We start from the raw sequence: 25342 nt of genomic DNA, 5'->3' as shown, positions 1-25342 counted from the left end.
CTCACCATCGACGATGTCGGGCGCGAGGCGATCGGCGCCATCGGCCTTGTCATCGACAAGGTCAACTGGTTTTCCACCTACCGCGTCCATCACCGGATCACCGAGCGCTTCCGCCATGGCCGCGTCTTTCTCCTCGGCGACGCCGCGCATGTCCACAGCCCGGCGGGTGGACAGGGGATGAACACCGGCATCGGTGACGCCATCAACCTCGCCTGGAAGCTGGCGGCAGTGCTCAAGGGACAGGCCGATGACGGTCTTCTCGACAGTTTCGAGCTGGAACGGCCGGTCTTCGCGCGCAAGCTGGTCGAAACCACAGACCGCGTTTTCAGCGCCGTCACCGCGCAGGGCAGCATCGCCGAATTCATGCGCACACGGATCGCCCCGATTTTCGCGAAAGTGGCCTGGAGCCTCGATTCGGCCCGGGAGGCGATCTTCCGCCTGGTCTCGCAGACGACACTCGATTACCCGGAAAGCCCGTTGAGCGTCGGCAAGGCGGGAAAAATCGAAGGCGGCGACCGGCTGCCCTTCGTGCGGTTCGACGGACGGGACAATTATGATTCGCTCTCGGCCATCACCTGGCAGGTCCATGTCTACGGCACCGCCTCGGACGATCTGAAGGCCGCCTGCGCGGATCACAAGCTCCCGTTGCATGTGTTCGAATGGCGCGAGGCATTCGGCGACGCCGGGCTGGCCCGGGATGCCACCTATCTGCTGCGGCCGGACACCTATGTCGGGCTTGCCGATCCGCTGGGAAGCGCGGATCGGCTGAACGGCTATCTGGCCGAGCGGGCGCTTCGCCTCGCGTGATTCAAACGGCCTGATTGGCGCCTATTCCGCTGCTTCCACCTTCGGTGCCGGCACATAGTTGAGGATCGGCCCCAGCCAGCGCTCGACCTCACCGATCGGCATGTCCTTGCGAGCGGCATAGTCTTCGACCTGATCACGCTCCACCTTGGCCACACCGAAATAATAGGCATCGGGATGACCGATATAGAGGCCGGAAACAGACGAACCCGGCCACATGGCAAAGCTCTCGGTCAGGATCACACCGATTTCCCCTTCAGCCTTCAAAAGACCAAACAAAGTGGCCTTTTCCGTATGGTCGGGCTGAGCCGGATAGCCGGGTGCCGGGCGGATGCCCGCATAGGGCTCACCAATCAGTTCCGTCGGCGAAAAGATTTCGTCAGCCGCATAGCCCCAAAGCTCCTTGCGAACATGTTCATGCATACGCTCGGCAAAGGCTTCGGCGAAACGGTCGGCCAAGGCCTTGACCATGATCGAGGAATAATCGTCATTGGCGCGCTCGAACCGCTCGGCGATCGCTACCTCCTCGATGCCGGCGGTGACGACGAAGCCACCGATATAGTCGCGGACGCCGCTCTCCACCGGCGCGACGAAATCCGACAGCGCGACATTCGGGCGGCCATCCCGCTTCGTCATCTGCTGGCGCAGGGTGAAGAAGGTGGCAAGCTCGGCGCTGCGGGTTTCGTCCGTGAACAGGCGGATATCGTCCTCGACGGTACCGGCCGGCCAGAAGCCGACGACGGCCTTGGGCAGAAACCATTTTTCCGCGATCACCTTGGCCAGCATGGCCTGGGCATCGGCAAACAGCTGGCGGGCAGCCTCACCCTGACGCTCGTCGTCGAGGATCTTCGGATAGACGCCCTTCATCTCCCAGGTCTGGAAGAACGGCGTCCAGTCGATATAGCCGGCCAGTTCCGCCAGATCCCAGCCCTGAAAGACGCGGGTGCCGAGGAAGGACGGTACCTTCGGCCGGTACGTGGCCCAATCGACCTTCTGGCCATTGGCGCGAGCTTTCGCCAGCGGCAGACGCTGCTTTTCCAGTTCGTTGCGCGCATGCGCATCGGCAACTTTTTTGTACTCGGCACGCACCGTCTCGACGTAACCAGCCTTCATCTCCGGCGACAAAAGGCTGGACACAATGCCGACCGCACGGCTGGCATCCGTGACATAGATTGCCTGCCCTTGGCTGTAACGCGGATGGATCTTCACGGCGGTGTGCACGCGGCTGGTCGTGGCGCCGCCGATCAAAAGCGGGATATCGCACCCCTCACGTTCCATTTCGGCCGCCACATGCGCCATCTCGTCGAGCGACGGGGTGATCAGTCCGGAGAGGCCGATGATATCGACCTTGCGCTCGCGAGCGACTTCGAGAATTTTCGCCGAGGGCACCATGACGCCGAGATCGATGATCTCGTAGTTGTTGCAGGCGAGCACGACGCCAACGATATTCTTGCCGATATCGTGGACATCGCCCTTCACCGTCGCCATCAGCACCTTGCCGGCGCTCTGGCGTTCGCCTTCGCCACCGCCCGCCAGCCGCTCGGCTTCCATATAGGGCAACAGAACGGCAACCGCCTGCTTCATGACGCGGGCGGATTTCACCACCTGCGGCAGGAACATCTTGCCGGCCCCGAAGAGATCGCCGACCACGTTCATGCCGGCCATCAGTGGACCTTCGATGACGTGCAACGGCCGCTCGGCATTTTGCCGCGCTTCCTCGGTGTCCGCCTCGATGAACTCGGTGATGCCGTTGACCAGCGCATGTTCAAGCCGCTTTTCGACCGCCCATTCGCGCCATTTCAAATCGCGCTCCTTGGCCTCCTTGCCTGCCGCGCCCTTGAAGCGCTCGGCCAGTTCCAGCAGGCGCTCGGTCGAATCGGCGCGACGGTTGAGGACGACGTCCTCGCAGGCTTCCTTCAACTCAGGCTCGATCTGGACGTAGACCGCCAACTGGCCGGCATTGACGATGCCCATGTCCATGCCCGCCTGGATGGCGTGATAGAGGAACACGGCATGCATCGCCTCGCGCACCGGCTCGTTGCCGCGGAAGGAGAAGGACAGGTTCGACACGCCGCCGGAGACATGCACATGCGGCAGGGTTTCGATGATCTCGCGCGTCGCCTCGATGAAATCGACGCCGTAATTGTTGTGCTCCTCGATGCCGGTGGCGACAGCGAAGATATTCGGATCGAAAATGACGTCTTCCGGCGCAAACCCCGCTTTTTCAGTGAGAAGCCTGTATGCGCGCGTGCAGATCTCGACCTTGCGGGCCTTCGTATCCGCCTGGCCCTGCTCGTCGAACGCCATGACGACCACAGCGGCACCATAGGCGCGGCAGAGCCGGGCGTGATGCAGAAAGGCTTCCTCGCCTTCCTTCATGGAAATGGAGTTGACCAGTGGCTTGCCCTGAACGCATTTCAGCCCGGCTTCGATGATCTCCCATTTCGACGAGTCGATCATGACCGGCACACGGGCAATGTCCGGTTCGGCGGCAATCAGGTTGAGGAATTCAACCATGGCCTGCTTCGAATCGATCAGGCCCTCATCCATGTTGATATCGATGATCTGGGCGCCGTTGGCGACCTGATCGCGGGCGATGTCGAGTGCCTCGGCATAGTTGCCTGCCGTGATCAGCTTGCGGAACTTGGCTGAGCCCGTGACATTGGTACGCTCGCCGACATTGACGAAGGGAATATCCTTGGTCAGCGTGAACGGCTCCAGGCCCGACAGCTTCATCAGCCGCGGCACATCGGGGATAACGCGCGGCGCATGTTTGGCCACGGCTTCGGCGATCGCGCGAATATGCTCCGGCGTCGATCCGCAGCAGCCGCCGACGATATTGACGAGACCGTCGCGGGCGAAGGCCTCGATCTGGGCTGCCATCTCTTCCGGGCCTTCGTCATAGCGGCCGAATTCGTTGGGCAGGCCGGCATTCGGATAGGCGCAGACGAAGGTGTTCGCAACGCTGGAAATTTCGGCCAGATGCGCGCGCATGGCATTGGCGCCGAGCGCGCAGTTCAGCCCGATGGTGAAGGGGTCGGCGTGGCGCACGGAATGCCAGAAGGCGGTCGGCGTCTGGCCCGACAGCGTGCGGCCGGAAAGATCGGTGATCGTGCCGGAAATCATCACCGGCAGGCGCACGCCCTTGTCGGCAAACACTTCCTCGGTCGCGAAGATCGCCGCCTTGGCGTTTAGCGTATCGAAGATCGTCTCGATCAGGATGATATCGGCGCCGCCATCGATCAGGCCGCGCAACTGTTCGGCATAGGCGATGCGCAGGTCGTCGAAGCTGACAGCGCGAAAGCCGGGATTGTTGACATCCGGCGAGATCGAGGCCGTGCGGTTGGTCGGGCCGAGCGCACCGGCAACGAACCGGCGCTTGCCGTCCACCTGCTGCGCCCTGAGCCCGGCGCGACGCGCGAGCCGCGCGCCATCGCGGTTGAGCTCATAGACCATCGCCTCCATGCCATAATCGGCCTGCGCGATGGAGGTGGAGGAGAACGTGTTGGTCTCCAGAATATCCGCGCCGGCAATGGCGTAATTGTAATGGATTTCCTCGATCGCGCCGGGCTGGGTCAACGTCAGCAGATCGTTGTTGCCCTGCAGATGGCACTCGCAGGCCGTAAACCGGTCACCACGAAAATGATCCTCGCCAAGTCCCAATTGCTGAATCTCCGTGCCCATTGCGCCATCCATGATCAGGATGCGCTCGCGCGCCGCCGCCTTCAGCGCGGCCATGACCTCGGACCCATCCGGTTGCGGGGAAACGGCGCCGAAAAGGGCTTCGATGGCGGACATGGGAAATCTCCCGTTCTGAAAACGACAATAACTCGAATTTCAGAAATCACATAAAGATATCTTTATGTCAACATATGAAGTTTGCGTATTTGTCCGATGCAAACGGAAACGGCCCGCTCCAGCGGAAGCGGGCCGTTTAAACATCTATCGAAATAGTGGGCTCAAAGCCTCTTCAGGCAATCATCCAGTTCATAGATGGCGCAGACGATATGGTAGAAGGTGCTGGCGGGAGCCGGCTCGTCGATGAAGCTGCCATCATCCCTCTGCTTGTCGCGCCAAAGGCCCTTCACGGGCGCGTCGAGAAAGCGCATCAACGCCGTTGCGGCCCGCACGGCCGAGCGCAGATAGCGCTCGCGCTCCTCCCCCAGCGACAGCGTCGCGAAGCGGATCGATGCCTTCAGCCATTCGGTCTGCGGCCAAAGGCGAGCGATGGGATCGGCGACCGAGAAATCGTCGAACAGCGTCATGACGACGACTTCGCGCGGCTGGGCGATGCCATATTGTTCACCGATCTCGAACAGCCGGCGCGCCTTGACCAGCGCGTCCGCATTGCCGCGCCGCTCTCCCCAGCGCAAGAGCAGCCAGGCCCATTCGAACTGATGGCCCGGCTCGACGATCCGTCCTTTGTCCCCCGGCATCGGCGACCAGTCATGGTCGAAGAATTCACGCAGAGCGCCGGTCTCCGCGTCGATGAAATGATCCATGCAGAGCGTGGCGATTTCATCGGCGAGATTGGTCCAGGCGACGGTGTCGAAACCATCAACGCTTTCGCAGGCGAGGCAGGCCTCGAACAGGTGCATATGCGGATTGGAGGCCAGCGGCAGGCGTGGCGGGTTGTCTTCCTCGAAGCCGATCGACGGATGTTTGCAAAAGGCTTCGAGCTTTTGGCGCAGCATGTTGCTGCGTTCGATCATCTCCGCCTTCCGCTCCGGGAAAACCTGCGCCAGATAGGCGAAGGAGAGAAGCGCGAAAGCCTGGTTGTAGAGATCGAAGGACGCATCGATCAGAGTGCCATCCGCATCCGCCAGCGCGCCGAAAAAGCCGCTCGGCTGCAGGAAGACGCGGTCGAAATAGGCCGCACCTGAGATCGCGAGCGTATGCCAGTCACCGCTCCAGCCACGGCGACCGGCTTCGGCAAAGCAATAAACCTGACGGGGCTGGACGCGCGACCGGCGGTTTGCCCGCGTCGGTTCGCCCGCCATATCGATGGTTTCGACGAAACCGCCACCGGGACCGTCAAAGCCCCTCTCCCGCCAGAGCGGCAGCGCCGCTCCGGTCAGCCATTCGTTCAGCGTTGCGGAAAAGCCTGCAATATCCATTGGCAAAAAATCCGTTCCAGCACATGCATTTGAAAATATCGATCGAAACGGGACTATGCCAGCTTCAGCACGTCATTGTCCTTGCCGAGAATCCGGGCCAGCGCCTCCACGACCATATTGTGGTCCTCGCGCTGCGGCAGGCCGGAAACGGTGACGGCGCCGATGCAGCCCGTACCCTTGACGACGATCGGGAAGCTGCCGCCATGCGGCGCGTAATCCGCGTCCGGCAATCCGAACTTCGCCTGGATGGTGGTTTCCTGCTTGGCGAGCGACAGACCGACGGCATAGCTGCTCTTCAGGAACCGGAAGACGCAGTTGCGCTTGCGGCGCACCCAATGCGGATTGTCTGGGGTCCCCCCTGCAAGCACCGTATAGAAGACCGGCATCGAAAACAGCGTGACATCGATCACCACGCCCAGCTTGCGCTCGACGGCCATGTCCCGCAGCAGCGAGCCCAGCGCCCAGCCGCTTTCGAGATTGAAGCTCTCGAACTGCAGCTCGCTTTCCTGAAAGGCGATCCGCTCCAGATCCACGTCGATACCCATACGTCCTCTTCCTTTTCTCTAGTCTTTCCACAGCCAGGCCGCGCCACGCACGCCCGAGCTATCACCATGCACCGCCTTGCGGATCGGCGTTTCGAAACTGTCTCCGAAAATATATTTGACGATCAGGTCCGGCAATTCGTCGTAGATTTCATCGACATTCGACATGCCGCCGCCCAGCACGAAGACATCGGGATCGACGACATTGGTCAGAAGCGCCAGGCTGCGCGCCAGCCGATCGACGAAACGCTGGTAGACGGCGATCGCCATCGGCTCGCCGTTGCGCTTGTCGGCAATGATGTCGCGACCGCGCCTGTCGATGCCCGTCGTCGTGCGGTAGTCAAGCTCCACGCCGGTACCGCAGGCATACATGTCGAGGCAGCCGTGCTTCCCGCACCAGCACTTGTGGCCGGGATATTCCTCGGGCGTCATCCAGGGCAAGGGGTAATGGCCGATCTCGGCGGCAACGCCCTGATAACCGGCATGCACATGCTTGCCGATGGCAAGGCCGCCACCATGGCCGGTGCCGACGATGATGCCGAATACGGTATGCTCGTCCTTGCCGGCACCATCCACCGCCTCGGACACGGCGAGGCAATTGGCATCATTGGCAAGCCGCACCTCGCGGCCGAGCGCCGCCGCAAGGTCGCGGCCAAGCGGCTGGCCGTTCAAAAGCACCGCGTTGGAATTGCGCACGATGCCGGTGCGAGGATTGGGGCTGCCGGGAATGCCGATGCCGACGGTGCCGCGTTCGCCGGCCATCTGCTCGGCCGCCGCGACCAGATCCTGCACGGCGCGCACGCAGGCGTCGTAACCGCTGGTCGGCGTGGCGATCCGGTGCCTTGCCCTTGTTGCGCCATCGCGATCGAGCGCGATGACTTCCATTTTCGTACCGCCCCAATCAATTCCGATGAACATGCTGAATCAAACTCTTGTGCGTCTCGTTGTCAAAGCGGCACCGTAACGGCCGGGTCTCCTCCCCGTTACGCCGCATCCTGCTTAACATCGGAAAAGCATCCGGCGCCAGCCCCACGCCGACGCGCCGCGGAAAAAGCAGCGGGCGGGTGCGCAGGAAAACACTTGGCTAAAGCTCAAGCCTTTTGTATGGGTTCTTCCGGTCGGTCCCATAGCTCAGCAGGATAGAGCGCAGGATTCCTAATCCTGAGGCCATTGGTTCGAATCCAATTGGGATCACCATTCTTCGAGCCGCCCTCACGAAGGCATTTCCCAAAGCGCAGAAAATGGTTCGCCCAAAGAAAAAGGCCGGGTGAAAACCCGACCTCTCCGACCCGTCTCGACAACAGTTGCCAGTACATCCGTGGTCAACCGCTGGAAACGAATTCCATGGATGTAATATGGCGCATCAATGTAACCGTTTCAAGACACAACGAAAAATAAGAAAAACGCCTGTCATGCCGCGTCGAGCGCCATCGTCAGATCGGCGATCAGGTCGTCGGGGTGCTCGATACCGATCGACAAGCGGATGGTCGATTCCAGCACGCCGATACGCTGACGCACATCGATGGGTACGCCGGAATGGGTCATGCTGGCCGGGTGGCTGGCAAGTGATTCCGTGCCGCCGAGACTGACGGCCAGCTTGAAGATCTGCAAGGCATTGAGGAACCGGAACGAGGCTGGCTGGCCGCCGCGGATGTCGAAGGAAAAGGTCGAGCCGGCGCCGGTGCATTGGGCGGCAAAGGTCTTTCCAAGTGTTGACTGCGGATCGTGATAGGGCAGATAGTGGATGCCTTCGACCTTCGGATGATCCTTCAGGAAATTCGCCACCTCCAGCGCATTGCCGTTTGCCTTTTCCATGCGGATCGACAGCGTTTCCAGCGAGCGGCCGAGCATCCAGCAGGAATGCGGATCGAGCTGCGTGCCGATCGCACCGCGCAGAGCCTTGACCTGTTTCATCACGGCCTTCGAGCCAAGCGCCGCACCGGCGATCAGGTCGGAATGGCCGCCGACATATTTGGTCAGCGAATAGAGCGAAATATCCGCGCCATGTTCGATCGGCCGCTGGAACACAGGTCCGAGCAAGGTATTGTCGCAGGCAATGACAGGCGTATGCCCCTGCGCCTTGCCGATCCTGTCGGCGATGCGGCGAATCATGGCGACATCGACCAGACTGTTCGTGGGATTGGCCGGCGTCTCGATCAGGATCATCGAGACGCGGCCCTTTGCCATCGCTGTATCTGCCGCCGATTGCACACTCTCTTCATTGACGCCATCGGCAAACCCGACCGCCGCGACCCCCATATTCAGGAAGGTTTTTGCAAGCAGCGTTTCCGTTCCCCCATAGAGCGGCTGCGAATGAAGAATCGCGTCGCCCGGACGAACGAAGGCCAGGAGCGTTGTCGCGATCGCCGACATGCCGGAGGAAAACAGCGCGCAGCTTTCGGTGCGTTCATACACCGCCAGACGATCCTCGACGATCTCGCTGTTGGGGTGATTGAAGCGGGAATAAACGAGCCCCGCCGCCGTGCCCGCCGGCGGTTCGCGCCGCCCGGAAACGAAGTCGAAGAAGTCACGCCCCTCTTCCGCAGACTTGAAGACGAAGGTCGAGGTCAGGAAAACCGGTGGCTTGACCGCGCCTTCGGAGAGTTCCGGGTCATAGCCGAAATTCAGCATCAGCGTTTCTGGATGGAGCTTGTGGTTGCCGATATGGGTTTTGGAGGGATGCGGCGCAGTCATGGCGGTCTCCGGCTTCAATGTGACCTGAAAAGTCTACATCATAGCCGCATGTCGATTATTGCCAATCCCGACAGGTTTTTCGGTGAAAATTGCACTCCGGCCAAAACCGCGCAAGTTTCAGTCCGAAGCGCTGCCATTGGCTTCGCGCACCACATTCATCTGCTTGCGCTCGCGGGCCATGTCGCTGACGACAGCCCTAAGGCGGGGATGGCGCGCCATGAACATGTTGAAGTCGCGCCGGTCGAGCTTGAGGAACTGGCAGAAATCGACGGCGATCACGTCGGCCGTGCGCAAGCCGCCACTCAGGAGTGCCATTTCGCCGAAGAACGCACCTGCCTCCAGCGGAACCGAGCCGGCCTCCAGGCGAACCTCGACGGTGCCGGCGGCGATGAAATACATCGCGTCACCCCGCTCTCCGGCACGGATCACCTTGTCACCCGGCTGGGCGGAGGCGGGCCGGAATAGCAACAACAATTCTTCCAGCGCATGCTCGTCGACCTGCGAGAACAGCGGGAAGGTGCTGACCAGTTGCTGCTTTTTCAGTTGCTGCTGGCTCTCCTTCTCCTCCACCCGCGCCTTGACGATATCGAGATCGCGGCTGAGCACCGCCAGCTTGCGCGCGCCATGGGTGGCGACGAATGTCGGGGCGACCGTGCCGAGCACGGTTCTAAGCTTGCCGGCCGCCCAGAAGAGCATCGGATTGAGTGTGATCGACAGGATGGCGCCAGCAAGGATCAGGTCATGCCCCTCCTGCGACAAGAGGCCGAGCGAAATGCCGAGCCCCGCCACGATGAAGGAAAATTCGCCGATCTGCCCGAGGCTCGCCCCGACCGTCAGCGCCATCGATATGGGATAACGCAGAAGCACGACGACGCCGATGGCGATGATCGATTTGCCGAGCGTGACCAGCGCCAGGATCGCGAGAACCTCCAGCGGCTCGCGGATCAGGATATACGGATTGAACAGCATGCCGACGGAGACGAAGAACAGAACCGAAAAGGCATTCTGCAGCGGCAGCGAATCGGCGGCCGCCCGATGGCTGAGATGCGATTCGCTCATGATGACGCCGGCGAAGAATGCGCCGAGCGCGAAGGAGACGCCGAAGATCGCCGCCGATCCGAAGGCAAGCCCCACGGCGGTCGCCAGAACCGTCAGCGTGAACAATTCGCGCGATCCGGTACGGGCGACCAGCGTCAGGATCCAGGGCACGATCCTGGGACCGAGAATGATCGCAAGCGCCGCGAAGGCCGCGAGCTTCACCACCGTCATGGCGATGGTCAGCATGATTTCCGTGCCGCCACTGGCCGGCAAACCATGAGAGCCGACCGCGTCATGATCACCCAGCACCTGCGCCACGATCGGCAAGAGGACGAGAGCGAGAACCATGGCCAGGTCCTCGACGATCAGCCAGCCGATAGCGACGCGGCCGTTGGGCGAATTGACCAGATTTCGCTCCTCCAGCGCCTTCAGGAGCACGACGGTGCTGGCGACGGATATGCTCAGACCGAAGACCAGACCGGCGCCGAGGCTCCAGCCCCAGAGCGTGGTGAGCCCAATGCCGAGCAGCGTTGCAAGGACGATCTGGCCGATGGCGCCGGGAATGGCGACGCCGCGCACCGCGATGAGGTCGGACGCCGAGAAATGCAGGCCGACGCCGAACATCAGCAGGATAACGCCGATTTCCGCCAGTTGCGCCGCCATGGCGCCATCAGCGGCAATGCCCGGCGTGAACGGCCCGATCATGATGCCGGCCACCAGATATCCGACAAGGGGCGGCAAGCGAAGCCGATCGGCACAGTAGCCAAAGGCCGCCGCCAGCACGAAGCTGACCGCGACGGTCGTTACCAAAGCCATGTCCTGATGCACGCCCTACCCCCGACTGCAAATCTCTCCGCCCTTACGATCCGTCTCATCGTAAGCCACCCTCTTCCATCCGATAAAACAGCGTATTGAAAAAAGCACGTCGAATCATCGACACCAAGCTGTTTGCCTAATTTTTAATGCGCAACAGGAAACGCTGCAATTATAGGCATTGCCAAGTTTGCTGCACTGCGTCATGTATGCGCCATGGCTTATTTGGACCTCACCATTCTTGTGATCGATGAAAACGCTATCCGCGCCTCCATCATCGAGGAAGGTCTGCGTGAGGCGGGACATGCCAGGGTCACCGTCGTCAACGAGGTCAACGGCATCGCCCGCATCATCGAGACGCTGCAACCTGACGTGATCTTCATCGATCTCGAGAATCCCAATCGGGACATGATGGAACATCTCTTCCAGCTGACGCGCACGCTCAGCCGGCCGATCGCCATGTTCGTCGATCGCTCCGACACGGCCTCCATCGAGGCCGCCGTCGATGCCGGCGTGTCCGCCTATATCGTCGACGGCCTGAAGAAGGAGCGCGTCAAGCCGATCCTCGACATGGCCGTCAGCCGTTTCAACGCCTTTTCGCGGCTGCAGCGAGAACTGGCGGATGCCAAGTCCGCACTGGAAGAACGCAAGGTTGTCGAGCGCGCCAAGGGCATCCTGATGAAGATGCGCGGCCTTTCGGAGGAGCAGGCCTATGCGCTGCTGCGCCAGACCGCCATGAACGAGAAGAAGAAATTGTCCGACATCGCGCAAAGCGTCGTAACCGCTGCAGGGCTTTTGATGTGATGGTCGGCATGCCCGGGGAGGCAGTGGAGTGAACATGATCACGAAATCCACGGATTCGTCCGGCAGTCCGCGCGACGGCAACAGTCAGCTCGCTGCACCCGGCCGACTGACCGGGGAAGGCCCGCGCACGCTGCGCGCCGGTTTCATTCCGCTCGTTGATGCCTCCGTCCTGATCGCTGCCGCGGAATTCGGCTTTGCACGGAAGGAAGGCATCCTGCTCGATCTCGTCCGGGATATCTCCTGGGCCAATGTCCGCGACCGGCTGGCTTTTCGCCAGTTCGACATCGCCCACATGCTGTCGCCCATGCCGGTCGCCTCGATGCTCGGGCTCGGCTCCAACCCCTCGCCGACGATCACCCCCTTCTCGCTCGGTCGCGGCGGCAACGCCATTACGCTTTCGACCCGACTCTACGCCCGCATGCGGCAGGAGGCGGGCATAATCGAGACCGCCGGCGCACTGGAAAACGCCCGAGCGCTGGCCAAGGTGATCGAGGGCATGAAGGCGCGCGGCGAAGCGCCGCCGACGCTCGGCGTCACCTACCCCTTCTCCTCCCACAATTACGAATTCCGCTACTGGCTGGCCGCCGGCGGCATTGATCCGGACCGCGACATCAAGCTCGTCGTCGTACCGCCGCCGATGACATCGGATGCACTCGCCGCCAATGCCATCGACGGCTTCTGTGTCGGCGCCCCCTGGAACATGGTCGCCTCCGAACGCGGCACGGGCCGCATCGTCGCAGCCAAGCAGGACATCTGGCCTTCTGCCCCGGAAAAGGTGATCGGCATGCGGCCGGACTGGGCTGAGGCGCATCCGGAGACCGTATCTCGCCTCATCGTCGCGCTCGATGCCGCCGCCCGCTGGTGCGACGATCCCGGCAACCATGACGCCCTGGCCGAGGCGCTGGCCGACAGCCGCTATATTGCCGCGCCCATCGACATCATTCGCCGAGTTCTCGCCGGTGAGTTCAACCTCGATGGCGAAGGCAACAAGCGGATCATCACCGACTACTTCACCTTTCACGCCGACTCCGCCAATTATCCGCGGCCGAGCCAGGCGCTCTGGCTCTACAGCCAGATGGTCCGCTGGGGGCAGACGGAGCTTTCACCGAGCGGCATGACTGGCGCTGCCTCCGCCTACAGGCCGGATATCTATCGCCGCGCTCTCGGCGCCGGTACCATGCCAACCGACGACGACGCGCGGATCGAAGGCGCCATGGAGAGCGACCGCTTCCTGGACGGCCAGGTTTTCGACCCCCGTGATATGGCCGCCTATATTGCCGCCTTCCCGGTCAAGACAGGGATGCGGGATGGCCTCTCAGGCGACGAAATCTGACGCTCGAGGATTTTGCATTGCACAAAATTTCCCCTGCGAAATCGACAATGCAAAAGCAAACGCCAAAAACTTTTGCATCGCATAAGCATGATCAAATTTTAATCTATCCTCCAAAAATCATAAAAATCCTTTCAGTTTCAACACCCTAATATTTCCCCTCAAAACTGGCATGCGCATTGCATGACATGAATCGCAGCGGTCAATGGCGATCGCAGCAAGTCGAGCCCGCAGACATGGGCTCGCAGTGACACCGACGTCGCAAGGTTTTTGCAGTCCGGGATCGAGATCATCCCGCAGGCGCAATCTCCGAGCGGCGTTTTTTATTGCCCATTTTCCCGCAGCCCAAGGGGACCGACAGATGACCGAGAAATTGACGGATGCCATGAAGACGATGCTGGCCGGAACAGTCATCTGTTCCGCCCTGACGACCGGCGTCTTTGCCACGCACGCCTCGGCTGAAACGCTGTCGCTCGAAAAGGACGAACTGAAGCTCGGCTTCATCAAGCTGACCGACATGGCGCCGCTGGCGATCGCCTACGAAAAGGGCTTCTTCGAGGATGAAGGGCTTTATGTCACGCTTGAGCCGCAGGCCAACTGGAAAGTCCTGCTCGATCGCGTCATCACCGGAGAACTCGACGGCGCTCATATGCTGGCCGGCCAGCCGCTGGCCGCGACGATCGGCTACGGTACCAAAGCCCATATCGTCACGCCGTTTTCCATGGATCTCAACGGCAACGGCATCACCGTTTCCAACGCGATCTGGGACATGATGAAGGCCAACATCCCGGTCGGTGCCGACGGCAAACCGGCGCATCCGATCAAGGCCGATGCGCTGAAGCCCGTCATCGATACGTTCAAGGCAGACGGCAAGCCGTTCAATCTCGGCATGGTCTTCCCGGTTTCCACCCACAATTACGAGCTGCGCTACTGGCTGGCCTCCGGCGGCATCAATCCCGGCTATTACTCGCCGGCCGACGTTTCCGGCCAGATCATGGGCGACGCGCTTCTGTCGGTAACGCCACCGCCGCAGATGCCGGCAACCCTCGAAGCCGGCACGATCCTCGGCTATTCGGTCGGCGAACCCTGGAACCAGGCCGCTGTCTTCAAGGGCATCGGCGTTCCCGTCGTCACCGACTACGAAATATGGAAGAACAATCCGGAAAAGGTGCTCGGCCTGACCGAGGACTTCGTCGAGCAGAACCCCAACACGACGATCGCGTTGACGAAGGCGCTGATCCGCGCCGCCATGTGGCTTGACGAAAACAACAACGCCAATCGCGCCGAGGCTGTCGAGATTCTCTCCCGCAAGGAATATGTCGGCGCCGATGCCAAGGTCATCGCCAACTCGATGACCGGAACCTTCGAATACGAGAAGGGCGACAAGCGCGACGTGCCGGACTTCAACGTCTTCTTCCGCCACAACGCCACCTATCCCTTCTATTCCGATGCCATCTGGTACCTGACGCAGATGCGCCGCTGGGGCCAGATCCCGGAATTCAAGGACGACGCCTGGTTCGCAGAGACCGCCAAGTCCGTCTACAAGCCGGACCTCTACCTGAAGGCTGCCAGGATGCTGGTCGAGGAAGGCAAGGCCAAGGATGCCGACTTCCCCTGGAACAGCGATGGCTACAAGCCGGCCACCGCCGATTTCATCGACGGCGTCAGCTACGACGGCAAGCAGCCCAACGCCTACATCGACAGCCTGAAGCTCGGCCTGAAAGGCCAGCAGAAGGTCGAAGGCTCCGAGATCGTCGGCGGCTGATCCACCCTTTCCAGATATCTACAAGGCAAGCTTAAATGGCCCACGCATCCGATAGCATCGATACCGGCAAGCTCAACAGCGCCATGCGCCGGGAACGCCTCTTCCAGCGCATCAACAAGACCGCCACCTGGCTCAACATTCTCGGGCTCGGCTGGGTGACGCCGCTCCTCAGGATCGCCGCCGGGGATAGCGTTCGTGAGCAGATGGCGGAAATCCGCAAGACCCTGGTCGTCCCGCTTGCCGGCATCCTGTTCTTCCTGGTCGCCTGGGGCGTTCTCGCCCCGACGGTCAAGACATCGCTCGGAGCGGTTCCCGGCCCGGTCGAGGTCTTCGAGCAGGCGGGCGTGCTGTGGCAGGACCATTTCGCCGAGCGCGAAAAGGCTGGTGCTTTCTACCAGCGCCAGGACGAACGCAACGCCAAACTCGTCGCGGAAGGCAAGCCGGACGAGGTCAAGCACCGCACCTATACCGGCAAGCCGACCTATCTCGACCAGATCCTGACCTCTCTGCTCACAGTAGGTCTAGGCTTCCTGATCGGCAGCGTCATCGCCATCCCGCTTGGCATTGCCTCCGGCCTGTCACGCACGATCAATGGCGCGATCAACCCGCTGATCCAGCTCTTCAAGCCGGTCTCGCCGCTTGCCTGGCTGCCGATCGTGACCATGATCGTCTCGGCACTCTACGTGAACCCGTCCGACATGCTGCCGAAGTCGCTGGTGATCTCGGCCGTCACCGTCACCCTCTGTTCACTGTGGCCGACACTGATCAACACCGCGCTCGGCGTCGCGTCGATCGACAAGGATCTCGTCAATGTCGGCAAGGTCCTGCAGCTTTCGACCACAACGACGATCCGCAAGCTCGTCCTGCCGTCCGCCCTGCCGCTGATCTTCACCGGCCTCAGGCTTGCGCTCGGCGTGGGCTGGATGGTGCTGATCGCCGCTGAAATGCTGGCGCAGAATCCCGGCCTTGGAAAGTTCGTCTGGGACGAATTCCAGAACGGCTCGGAAACCTCGCTCGCCCGCATCATGGTCGCGGTCCTGACCATCGGCATCATCGGCTTTGCGCTCGACCGCATCATGTTCGCGCTCCAGTCCGCCTTCACCTTCTCGGCCAATCGATAAGGACCGGCGATGACCATTCTCGAACTCAGCGACGCTTCGAAATCCTACGGCCAGGGCAAGAGCCGCAACGACGTTCTGTCGAACGTCAATCTGAAGGTGAAAAAGGGCGAGTTCATTGCCATCGTCGGCTTCTCCGGCGCGGGCAAGACGACCCTGATCTCCCTGCTCGCCGGCCTCATCACGCCGGATTCCGGCGCCGTACTGTTCAACGACAGGCAAGTCACCGGCCCCGGCCCGGAACGCGGCGTGGTGTTCCAGTCCTATTCCCTCATGCCCTGGCTGACAGTCGATCAGAACGTGTCGCTCGCCGTCGACAGTGTCTTCAAGGCCAAGCACAAGGCGGAGCGCAAAGCTATCGTCTCGCAATATGTCGGCATGGTCGGCCTTGCTCATGCCAGGGACCGCAAGCCTGCCGAACTCTCCGGCGGCATGCGCCAGCGCGTCGCCGTGGCGCGGGCCTTGGCGATGCAGCCGCAAGTCCTCCTGATGGACGAACCGCTCTCGGCGCTCGACGCCCTGACCCGCTCCAAGCTGCAGGATGAATTCGCGGCGATTTCCGAACAGGAAAAGAAGACAATCATTCTCGTCACCAACGATGTCGACGAGGCGATCCTGCTGGCCGACCGCATCATTCCGCTGACACCCGGCCCGAAGGCAACGCTCGGCCCGAGCTTCGACGTGGCCCTGCCGCGTCCACGCATCCGCGCCAAGATGAACTCGGATCCCGAATTCATCCGCCTGCGCGCCGCCGTCACCGCCTATCTGATGGATGTCGGCGCCGACCGGAATAGCTCCATCGGTCGCCTCATCGAGCTGCCGAACGTCATCCCGATCACCCAGAAGCCGGCAAAAGACAAGCTGCCGGCCGCATACGAGCGCGCCGCTCGCACCGTGGTCGAGCGCCGCTTCGTCGAGTTCTCGGAGGTTCGCAAGACCTACGCGACGCCGAAGGGGCCGCTGACGGTCGTCGATGGCTTCGACCTGAAGATCAACAAGGGCGAATTCATCTCGGTCATCGGCCATTCCGGCTGTGGCAAGTCCACCGTCCTGTCGATGGCAGCCGGCCTGAACTCGATTTCCGGCGGCGGCATCATCCTGGACGGCAAGGAAATTTCCGGCGCCGGACCGGACCGGGCCGTGGTGTTCCAGTCACCCTCGCTGATGCCATGGCTGACAGCACGTGAAAATGTGGCCTTGGGCGTCGATCGCGTCTATCCGACGGCATCCCCCGCCGAACGCAAGGACATCGTCGAATATTATCTGGAGAAGGTGGGGCTCGGTGATTCCATGCACCGCATCGCCGCCGATCTGTCGAACGGCATGAAGCAGCGCGTCGGCATCGCCCGCGCATTCGCCCTCTCCCCCAAGCTGCTGCTGCTCGACGAGCCCTTCGGCATGCTCGACAGCCTGACACGCTGGGAACTGCAGGAAGTGCTGATGGACGTCTGGGCGCGAACCAAGGTGACGGCGATCTGCGTGACGCACGATGTCGACGAAGCGATCCTGCTCGCCGACCGCGTCGTGATGATGTCGAACGGTCCCAACGCCCGCATCGGCAACATCATGGACGTGCACCTGCCGCGCCCGCGCAGCCGCAAGGCCCTGCTCGCCCATCGCCACTACTACGCCTACCGCGAAGAACTCATCGATTTCCTCGAAGCCTATGAGGGTGGCGCCAATCCGTCGCCCGAACGCCTCGAAACCATCCGGCAGAAGCGCGCCGTCCGTCTCGGAGAGACCGGCAGCGCCCTTCCCAGAACAGCTGCGGAGTAACCGACATGACCCAAAAACTCGTCGTCATCGGCAATGGCATGGCGCCCGGGCGCATGCTGGAGCATCTGCTTGAGAAAGCACCCGGGCAGTATAGCGTCACGATCTTCAACGCCGAGCCGCGCGTCAACTACGACCGCATCATGCTCTCCCCGGTGCTGTCCGGTGAAAAGAGCTATGAGGAAATCGTCATTCACGGCGACGGCTGGTACATCAAGCACGGCATCACGCTCTATAAAGGCCACCGGATCGTCGCGATCGACCGGGCGGCGAAGACCGTCACCTCCGACCACGGCGTCACCGAAAGCTACGACAAGCTGGTGATCGCCACCGGCTCCGTGCCCTTCATCATTCCGGTTCCCGGCAAGGACCTACCCGGCGTCATCACCTATCGCGACCTCGACGACGTACAGGCCATGCTGCTCGCCGCCCAGTCGCGCGAAAAGGCGATCGTCATCGGCGGCGGTCTGCTCGGCCTCGAAGCGGCAGCTGGCCTTGCCTCGCGCGGCATGGACGTGACCGTACTGCACGTCATGCCGACGCTGATGGAACGCCAACTCGATCCGGCCGCCGGCTACCTGCTTCAGAAAGCCGTTGAGGAACGCGGCATCAAGGTCATCTGCAAGGCCAACACCAAGGCGATCATCGGCAATGGCAAGGTCGAGGGCATCGAACTCGACAACGGCACCATCATACCGGCGACGCTCGTCGTCATGGCGGTCGGCATCCGTCCGAACGCCGGCATTGCCAAGGAAGCAGGCCTTGCCGTCAATCGCGGCATTGTCGTCGATTCCGGCATGCAGACCTCGGATGGTGACATTCTGGCGCTCGGTGAATGCGCCGAAGTCGATGGCATGGTCTACGGCCTCGTCGCCCCGCTCTACGAAATGGCCCGCATCGCCGCATCGCATCTGACCGGCGATCGCACGCCCGCCTTCGTCCATTCCGACACGCCGACCAAGCTCAAGGTCACCGGCATCAACCTCTTCTCGCTCGGCGATTTTGCTGATGGCGACGACCGCGAGGAAATCGTGCTGCGCGATGCCACCGCCGGCGTCTACAAGCGGCTGGTTCTGAAGGACAACCGGATCATCGGCACCGTGCTCTACGGCGAAACCTCCGATGGCGCCTGGTTCAACGACCTGAAGAAGAAAGCCACCGATATTTCCGAAATGCGCGAAACGCTCATCTTCGGACAGGCCTACCAGGGAGGGTCGCCGCTGGACCCTATGGCGGCCGTTGCAGCCTTGCCGGATGATGCGGAAATCTGCGGCTGCAACGGCGTCTGCAAGGGCAAAATCACCTCGACGATCACCTCCAAGGGCCTGACCTCGCTGGACGATGTCCGTGCCCACACCAAGGCCTCCGCCTCCTGCGGCTCCTGCACCGGCCTGGTCGAACAGCTGATGACCATCACGCTCGGCGATGCCTACAATCCGGCCGCCGTCCAGCCGATGTGCAAATGCACTGAACTCGGCCATGACGATGTCCGCCGCCTGATCAAGGCAAAGGGTCTGAAGACCATTCCCGCCGTCATGCAGGAACTGGAATGGAAGACCTCCTGCGGCTGCGCCAAATGCCGCCCGGCACTCAATTATTATCTCGTTTGCGACTGGCCGGACGAATATGCCGACGACTACCAGTCCCGCTTCATCAACGAACGCGTCCACGCCAACATCCAGAAGGACGGTACCTATTCCGTCGTTCCGCGGATGTGGGGCGGCGTCACCAATGCCGGTGAACTCCGGGCGATCGCCGATGTCGTCGACAAATTCGAAATCCCGCTGGTCAAGGTCACCGGCGGCCAGCGCATCGATCTGCTCGGCATCGAGAAGGAAGACCTGCCGGCCGTCTGGGCCGATCTCGGCAAGGCCGGCTTCATCTCCGGCCAGGCCTATGCCAAGGGCCTGCGCACGGTAAAAACCTGCGTCGGTTCCGACTGGTGCCGCTTCGGCACACAGGATTCCACCGGGCTCGGCATCCGCATCGAGAAATTCATGTGGGGTTCCTGGACGCCGGCCAAGCTCAAGCTCGCAGTCTCCGGCTGTCCGCGAAATTGCGCCGAGGCCACCTGCAAGGATATCGGCGTCATCTGCGTTGACAGTGGCTTCGAGATCCATTTTGCCGGAGCCGCCGGTCTCGACATCAAGGGCACGGAAGTGCTCGGCCTCGTTAGGACCGAAGACGAGGCGCTGGAGCATATCGTGGCGCTCACCCAGATGTACCGCGAGCAGGGCCGCTACCTCGAGCGTATCTATAAATGGGCCAAGCGCATCGGGCTGGACGAAATCCGCCGCCAGATCATGGATGATGCGGACAAGCGCCAGACCTATTACGACCGCTTCGTCTTCTCCCAGAAATTCGCCCAGGTCGATCCCTGGTCGGAGCGCGTCTCCGGCAAGGACAAGCATGAATTCCGGCCGATGGCGACGGTCGGTTATCCGGAAGCTGCGGAGTGATGGACATGAACTGGATCGCAATCGGCAATATTTCCGACATCCCTCTGCGCGGCGCCCGCTGCGTCAAGACCCCGCAGGGCAAGATCGCTGTGTTCCGCACCAGCGAAAACGAGGTCTTCGCCATCGAGGACCACTGCCCGCACAAGGGCGGCCCGCTCAGCCAGGGCATCGTCCATGGCACTGCAGTCACCTGCCCGCTCCACAACTGGGTCATCTCGCTCGAAACCGGCAAGGCGCTGGGCGCGGATCAGGGCGAGGTCCGCACGATCCGGGTGCGCAACGACAATGGCGCGCTCTCCATCGCGCTGGAAAGCCTGATGATGGCGGCGGAGTAGGCGCATGACGGAGTTTGTGGCGATACCCCCCCTTGCTCAACCTTTTGCCTTCTCCGCTGCCTTTGAAGGGTTTCGGGATCGGCGTTCGAACTCGGTCCCCTCTTCGCCCCAGCGGGGAGAAGGTGGCCCACAGGGCCGGATAAGGGGGGCCGAAGGCCACCCTGTGAATCTGATGCCCGGCTCCGGCTTCGCCGAAGCCCCCCTCATCGCCTCGCTGTGCTCGGCACTTCTCCCCGCTGGGGAGAAGAGGGAAGCCGCAGCCCGCATTCACAATCAGATCAGAGGACACGCCCATGTCCACTGAAACCAAGACCACTTGCCCCTATTGTGGCGTCGGCTGCGGTGTCATCGCCAAAATCGATGACACCGGCACGGTGAGCGTCAAGGGCGACCCCGATCATCCCGCCAATTTCGGCCGGCTCTGTTCCAAGGGTTCGGCACTGGCCGAAACCATCGATCTCGACGGACGCGTGCTGACCCCTCAGATCGGCAGACAACGGGCAAGATGGGACGAGGCGCTCGACCTCGTTGCTACGCGTTTTTCGGAAACCATTGCCGAGCATGGCCCGGACTCTGTCGCCTTCTACGTCTCCGGCCAATTGTTGACGGAAGACTACTACCTCGCCAACAAGCTGATGAAGGGCTTTATCGGCTCGGCCAATATCGACACCAATTCGCGGCTCTGCATGTCCTCCTCCGTCGCCGGCCATCGCCGTGCTTTTGGAGCGGATACGGTTCCCGGCACCTATCAGGATCTCGAGCTTGCGGACCTCGTCATCCTCACCGGCTCCAATCTCGCGTGGTGCCATCCGGTCATCTACCAGCGTCTCACCGCAGCCAAGGCCGCCCGACCTTCCATGAAGATCGTCGTCATCGATCCGCGCCGGACGATGACCGTCGATATCGCCGACATGCATCTGGCAATACGACCAGATGGCGATGTGGCGCTGTTCATGGGCCTGCTCGCCCATCTCGCCGGCACCGCCGCGATCGACCAGAACTATATCGGCCGTCACACCCAAGGCTTTTCCGAGGCCTTTGCCGCAGCCTCGTCGTTGAGCATCGCCGAATTGATGGAACTCACCGGCTTGCCGTCGATGCAGTTGCGGCAGTTCTACCGGCTGTTCGAGGAAAGCGAAAAGGTCGTCACCTGCTACAGCCAGGGCGTCAATCAGTCGGCCTCCGGCACAGACAAGGTCAACGCCATCATCAATTGCCACCTCGCGACGGGACGCATCGGCCGGCCCGGCATGGGACCGTTCTCCCTGACCGGCCAGCCGAACGCCATGGGCGGACGCGAGGTCGGCGGTCTCGCCAACATGCTCGCCGCCCATATGGCGATCGAAAACCCCGAGGACTGCGACCGCGTGCAGCGCTTCTGGGCGTCGCCCACCATTGCCCGCAAGCCCGGCCTGAAGGCTGTCGACATGTTCCGCGCGGTGGCCGACGGACGCATCAAGGCGCTCTGGATCATGGCGACAAACCCGGTCGTCTCGATGCCGGATGCGGATGCCGTCGCGGCCGCGATTGCCGCCTGCCCCTTCGTCGTTGTCTCCGACGTCCTGCAGCAGACAGACACGACATCGTTCGCCGATGTGCTGCTGCCCTCGCTCGGCTGGGGTGAGAAAAACGGCACCGTCACCAATTCCGAGCGCCGCATTTCCCGCCAGCGCGATTTTCTCACCAAGCCGGGCGAGGCGAAAGCCGACTGGTGGCAGATGGCGGAAGTCGGACGCCGCATGGGTTTTGCCGACGCGTTTTCCTATTCCTCCGCCACGGAAATATTTGCCGAACACGCCGCCCTCTCGGCTTTCGAAAACAACGGCAGCCGCGATTTTGACATCGGCGCCCATGCCGAGATCGCTCCCGTGACCTACGATGCGCTGATGCCGTTCCAGTGGCCGCAACCCCAGAAGACAGCCCCGCGCGTCACCCGGTTCTTCGCGAACGGCGGCTTCTTCCACCCCGACGGCAAGGCCCGTTTTATCGCGGTCAGCGCGCCGGTTTCCGATCGCACCAGCCCCGAATTCCCACTCACCCTCAACACCGGTCGCATCCGCGACCAGTGGCACACGATGACGCGCACCGGAAAGAGCGCCCGTCTTTCCGCCCATATCGCCGAGCCCTTCGCCGAGATCCATCCGCGCGATGCGATGGAAATGGGCGTCGCCAGCGCGGCCCTTGTCGAAATCGAAAGCCCCTACGGCAAGGCCGTCGTGCGTGCCCTCGTCACCGACCGGCAGGCACGCGGCAGCCTGTTCGTGCCGATGCACTGGAACGACCAGTTCGCTGCCAAGGCGCGGATCGACGTGGTGGTTGCCCCGGTCACCGATCCCGTCTCCGGTCAGCCCGCCTCGAAGAATGTCGCGGTCGCCGCACGCCGCTTTCCGGTTTCGCACTACGGTTTCGCCGTCTCCGCCGCCAAGCCCGAGCATCCGGGCAGCGCCTATTGGGCGATGGCAAAGGCGGATGGCGGATGGCGGCTGGAGCTGGCCTTCGATACCGCGCCGCAGGACTGGACGGCCTGGTGCCGCGCACGCTTCGACATCCCCGATCATATCGAGCCGCTCGGTTATGCCGACGCGCAATCCGGCGATCTGCGCCTCGCCTTTTTCGACGGCAGCCGCTTGCTGGCCGCCCTGTTCATCGCCCGCCAGCCGGTGGCCGTCGCCCGCAACTGGGCAATCGAACAGCTCGCCGCGGCACATACGGAAATGGCCAAGCGCTTTGCCGTCGTTGCCGGGCGTCCCGGCGCCGGCCGGATGGATCCCGGCGCCACCGTCTGTTCCTGCCTCAGCGTCGGCGTCAACCAAATCATCGCGGCCGTTCGCGGCGGTTGTCACAGCGTCGAGGCGATCGGCAAGGAAACCAATGCCGGAACCAATTGCGGCTCCTGCCGCGCGGAAATCAGGGGGATCATCGATGGATGTCTTGCAGCTGCCGCCGAGTGACCGCAACGCCGCACCCGCCCGCATGGCGCCGCTCGCCAAGCTTCCCGTCTTCTGGGCGCTCGAAGGGAAGCGCGTCATTGTAGCCGGCGGATCCGATGCCGCAGCCTGGAAGGCGGAATTGCTGGCCGCTTGCGGCGCTCATGTCCATGTCTACGCAGATGAATTGAGCGAGAGTTTCGCCGATCTCATCGCCCGCAGCGCTGATTCGGGCGAAGGCCGGTTCGTTCATCACGACGCGCTCTGGTCGCAGCAATCCTTCGAGGGTGCCGCGATCGCAGTTGCGGACTGCACGGATGATAAGGCCGCAGCCATCTTCCACGAAGCCGGCTGCAAGGCCGGCGTCCCGGTCAACATCATCGACAACCCGAAATATTGCCAGTTCCAGTTCGGCTCGATCGTCAACCGCTCTCCCGTCGTCGTCGCCATCTCCACCGATGGCGCCGCCCCCATTCTCGCCCAGGCGATCCGTCGCCGTATCGAAACACTGCTGCCACCCTCGCTGAAATCCTGGGCATCGCTGGCCCACACGATCCGTGACAAGGTCAACGCCCGGATCAGCCCCGGCGCACCACGCCGCGCCTTCTGGGAAAGATTCGTCGATCGCGCCTTTGGTCCTGAACCGGGAGCCGGCACGGAACGCGACCTTCTTTCATCAGCCGAGAGGCTCGAAACAACCGCCAAGACCTCCACCGGCCGCGTTACCCTGGTCGGCGCCGGGCCGGGCGATGCGGAACTTTTGACGCTGAAGGCCGTCCGCGCGCTGCAGGCCGCCGACGTCATCCTGTTCGATGATCTCGTATCCGACGAGGTGCTGGAACTTGCCCGCCGCGAGGCCAAGCGGATGCTGGTTGGAAAGCGCGGCGGTCGCGCCAGTTGCAGCCAAGAAGACATCAACGCCATGATGGTTTCGCTGGCCAAGGCCGGCAAGCGCGTCGTCCGGCTGAAATCCGGTGATCCGATGATCTTCGGCCGTGCCGGCGAGGAAATCGCCTGCCTGGAAAAGGAAGGTATCCTCGTCGATATCGTTCCCGGCATCACCTCGGCCAGCGCCATGGCGGCGCGGCTCGGCGTTTCGCTGACGCATCGCGACCACGCGCAGGCCGTCCGCTTCGTCACCGGCCATTCCCGCTCCGGACACCTGCCTGATAATCTCGACTGGCGGAACCTGGCCGAGGCGGCAACCACGACGATCTTCTACATGGGCGGCCGCACCGCCGGCCAGATCCAGACCCGGCTGCGGGCTGCGGGCATGAGTGGACGCACCCCAACCGTCGTCGTCGGCGCCATCACCCGCGCCAACGAATCACGCTGGGTCGGGACACTCGACGGCCTTGCCGATGCGGTGAGTAGCATCGGTGTCGACAATCCGGTGCTGATCGGTGTCGGCTCCGTCTTTTCCAAAGCCCGCCAGAACACCGAGACCTCGCCGGACACACTTCCCTTTATCGAACGGCGGGCCGTATGATGCAGACCCAAATTCTCGCCATGCTTTTCCTCAGCCTCGCCATTGCCTGCAGCTGGAGCCGGTTCCGGACGATCTTCTCGCAAGCGACCGACAATACGATCCTCATGTCACCGGCCACGACGCTTGCCAGCACTGTCTGCCTTTCCGCCTCGGCCCTGGCTTTTGTCGGCAATGACATGCTCACCGGCATTGTGACTATTGCGCTCGGGCTGGCATTCGCAGTGCTTCTCGGCAACGGTCAGGCGGGCGCCTCGGTTCGCGTGGCAATGGCAGCCTGCAGTCTGCTCGCTTATGCCGTTTTAAGCGCGACGCACTGAGCCGCCAGAAAACCTGG

General features: G+C 62.3%; 17 protein-coding genes and 1 tRNA gene (1 of these 18 only partly in view). 12 read left to right on the top strand and 6 right to left on the bottom strand.

What is annotated here, in order from left to right; genetic code table 11:
* Positions 1–807: the 3' portion of an FAD-dependent monooxygenase gene (locus tag ACST81_RS04255; RefSeq protein ID WP_438751600.1), read on the top strand. 714 nt of this gene lie to the left of the window's left edge; the window shows 807 of its 1521 coding nt (coding positions 715–1521); its start codon lies off the left edge, out of view; its stop codon occupies positions 805–807.
* Positions 808–828: 21 nt separating this feature from the next.
* Here the strand turns inward: ACST81_RS04255 and metH are convergent, their stop codons facing one another.
* The 4 genes from metH to ACST81_RS04235 form a co-directional block, all read right to left on the bottom strand.
* Positions 829–4602 (bottom strand): methionine synthase, encoded by a 3774-nt coding sequence (gene metH / locus ACST81_RS04250; RefSeq protein ID WP_438751599.1) that lies wholly within the window; start codon positions 4600–4602, stop codon positions 829–831.
* A gap of 161 nt (positions 4603–4763) precedes the next feature.
* Positions 4764–5921, bottom strand: coding sequence for an AGE family epimerase/isomerase (locus tag ACST81_RS04245; protein ID WP_438751598.1), 1158 nt, complete (start codon positions 5919–5921; stop codon positions 4764–4766).
* Positions 5922–5974: 53 nt separating this feature from the next.
* The gene (locus ACST81_RS04240) at positions 5975–6466 is read right to left on the bottom strand and encodes a heme-degrading domain-containing protein (protein WP_438751597.1); all 492 of its coding nucleotides are present in this window, start codon (positions 6464–6466) and stop codon (positions 5975–5977) included.
* Positions 6467–6484: 18 nt separating this feature from the next.
* Positions 6485–7381, bottom strand: coding sequence for an ROK family protein (locus tag ACST81_RS04235; protein ID WP_438751596.1), 897 nt, complete (start codon positions 7379–7381; stop codon positions 6485–6487).
* A gap of 202 nt (positions 7382–7583) precedes the next feature.
* On the opposite strand from ACST81_RS04235, the gene ACST81_RS04230 reads away from it, so the two are divergent.
* Positions 7584–7660, top strand: a tRNA-Arg gene (locus tag ACST81_RS04230).
* A gap of 213 nt (positions 7661–7873) precedes the next feature.
* On the opposite strand, the gene ACST81_RS04225 is transcribed toward ACST81_RS04230, so the two are convergent.
* Both ACST81_RS04225 and ACST81_RS04220 read right to left on the bottom strand, forming a co-directional pair.
* Positions 7874–9157: a cystathionine gamma-synthase family protein gene (locus ACST81_RS04225; RefSeq protein WP_438751594.1), complete on the bottom strand. Its 1284-nt coding sequence runs from the start codon at positions 9155–9157 to the stop codon at positions 7874–7876.
* A 117-nt stretch (positions 9158–9274) separates the two neighbouring features.
* A complete protein-coding gene (locus ACST81_RS04220) occupies positions 9275–11011 on the bottom strand; it encodes a cation:proton antiporter domain-containing protein (RefSeq protein WP_438751593.1) in 1737 nt (578 codons plus the stop codon).
* 213 nt (positions 11012–11224) lie between these two features.
* On the opposite strand from ACST81_RS04220, the gene ACST81_RS04215 reads away from it, so the two are divergent.
* The 10 genes from ACST81_RS04215 (at position 11225) to ACST81_RS04170 (ending at position 25325) form a co-directional block, all read left to right on the top strand.
* Positions 11225–11812, top strand: a complete 588-nt coding sequence (locus ACST81_RS04215) for an ANTAR domain-containing response regulator (protein WP_438751592.1) — start codon at positions 11225–11227, stop codon at positions 11810–11812.
* Positions 11813–11846: 34 nt separating this feature from the next.
* On the top strand, positions 11847–13145 hold the full coding sequence (locus ACST81_RS04210) for a CmpA/NrtA family ABC transporter substrate-binding protein (protein WP_438751591.1): 1299 nt from the start codon (positions 11847–11849) through the stop codon (positions 13143–13145).
* 358 nt (positions 13146–13503) lie between these two features.
* Positions 13504–14907: a CmpA/NrtA family ABC transporter substrate-binding protein gene (locus tag ACST81_RS04205; RefSeq protein ID WP_438751590.1), complete on the top strand. Its 1404-nt coding sequence runs from the start codon at positions 13504–13506 to the stop codon at positions 14905–14907.
* Between the two features lie 35 nt (positions 14908–14942).
* The gene (locus ACST81_RS04200) at positions 14943–16028 is read left to right on the top strand and encodes an ABC transporter permease (protein WP_438751589.1); all 1086 of its coding nucleotides are present in this window, start codon (positions 14943–14945) and stop codon (positions 16026–16028) included.
* Positions 16029–16037: 9 nt separating this feature from the next.
* Positions 16038–17801, top strand: coding sequence for an ABC transporter ATP-binding protein (locus tag ACST81_RS04195; protein WP_438751588.1), 1764 nt, complete (start codon positions 16038–16040; stop codon positions 17799–17801).
* A 5-nt stretch (positions 17802–17806) separates the two neighbouring features.
* Positions 17807–20257, top strand: a complete 2451-nt coding sequence (gene nirB / locus ACST81_RS04190; protein ID WP_438751587.1) for a nitrite reductase large subunit NirB — start codon at positions 17807–17809, stop codon at positions 20255–20257.
* Positions 20257–20592 (top strand): nitrite reductase small subunit NirD, encoded by a 336-nt coding sequence (gene nirD / locus ACST81_RS04185; protein ID WP_438753372.1) that lies wholly within the window; start codon positions 20257–20259, stop codon positions 20590–20592. The genes nirB and nirD overlap by 1 nt, the downstream gene beginning before the upstream one ends.
* Positions 20593–20885: 293 nt before the next feature.
* Positions 20886–23543, top strand: a complete 2658-nt coding sequence (locus tag ACST81_RS04180) for a nitrate reductase (RefSeq protein WP_438751586.1) — start codon at positions 20886–20888, stop codon at positions 23541–23543.
* A complete protein-coding gene (gene cysG / locus ACST81_RS04175) occupies positions 23515–25008 on the top strand; it encodes a siroheme synthase CysG (protein WP_438751585.1) in 1494 nt (497 codons plus the stop codon). The genes ACST81_RS04180 and cysG overlap by 29 nt, the downstream gene beginning before the upstream one ends.
* A complete protein-coding gene (locus tag ACST81_RS04170; RefSeq protein WP_438751584.1) occupies positions 25005–25325 on the top strand; it encodes a hypothetical protein in 321 nt (106 codons plus the stop codon). Before cysG ends, ACST81_RS04170 begins: the two co-directional genes overlap by 4 nt.
* Positions 25326–25342: the final 17 nt, after the last annotated feature.

Origin of the sequence: Pararhizobium sp. O133, assembly GCF_051669845.1 — a bacterium.
Taxonomy (GTDB): Bacteria; Pseudomonadota; Alphaproteobacteria; order Rhizobiales; family Rhizobiaceae; genus Pararhizobium.
Note: the sequence above shows the minus strand (reverse complement) of the source record. Positions and strands in the feature narration are given on the sequence as shown.

Bases quoted from the DNA above. Each gene is read 5' to 3' on its own strand.
- ACST81_RS04205 (WP_438751590.1), top strand. From the start codon at position 13,504: ATGACCGAGAAATTGACGGATGCCATGAAGACGATGCTGGCCGGAACA.
- ACST81_RS04245 (WP_438751598.1), bottom strand. From the start codon at position 5,921: ATGGATATTGCAGGCTTTTCCGCAACGCTGAACGAATGGCTGACCGGA.
- ACST81_RS04195 (WP_438751588.1), top strand. From the start codon at position 16,038: ATGACCATTCTCGAACTCAGCGACGCTTCGAAATCCTACGGCCAGGGC.
- metH (WP_438751599.1), bottom strand. From the start codon at position 4,602: ATGTCCGCCATCGAAGCCCTTTTCGGCGCCGTTTCCCCGCAACCGGAT.
- ACST81_RS04220 (WP_438751593.1), bottom strand. From the start codon at position 11,011: ATGGCTTTGGTAACGACCGTCGCGGTCAGCTTCGTGCTGGCGGCGGCC.
- ACST81_RS04215 (WP_438751592.1), top strand. From the start codon at position 11,225: ATGGCTTATTTGGACCTCACCATTCTTGTGATCGATGAAAACGCTATC.
- ACST81_RS04240 (WP_438751597.1), bottom strand. From the start codon at position 6,466: ATGGGTATCGACGTGGATCTGGAGCGGATCGCCTTTCAGGAAAGCGAG.
- ACST81_RS04225 (WP_438751594.1), bottom strand. From the start codon at position 9,157: ATGACTGCGCCGCATCCCTCCAAAACCCATATCGGCAACCACAAGCTC.
- ACST81_RS04235 (WP_438751596.1), bottom strand. From the start codon at position 7,381: ATGTTCATCGGAATTGATTGGGGCGGTACGAAAATGGAAGTCATCGCG.
- ACST81_RS04180 (WP_438751586.1), top strand. From the start codon at position 20,886: ATGTCCACTGAAACCAAGACCACTTGCCCCTATTGTGGCGTCGGCTGC.
- ACST81_RS04170 (WP_438751584.1), top strand. From the start codon at position 25,005: ATGATGCAGACCCAAATTCTCGCCATGCTTTTCCTCAGCCTCGCCATT.
- ACST81_RS04200 (WP_438751589.1), top strand. From the start codon at position 14,943: ATGGCCCACGCATCCGATAGCATCGATACCGGCAAGCTCAACAGCGCC.
- nirB (WP_438751587.1), top strand. From the start codon at position 17,807: ATGACCCAAAAACTCGTCGTCATCGGCAATGGCATGGCGCCCGGGCGC.
- cysG (WP_438751585.1), top strand. From the start codon at position 23,515: ATGGATGTCTTGCAGCTGCCGCCGAGTGACCGCAACGCCGCACCCGCC.
- ACST81_RS04210 (WP_438751591.1), top strand. From the start codon at position 11,847: ATGATCACGAAATCCACGGATTCGTCCGGCAGTCCGCGCGACGGCAAC.
- nirD (WP_438753372.1), top strand. From the start codon at position 20,257: ATGGACATGAACTGGATCGCAATCGGCAATATTTCCGACATCCCTCTG.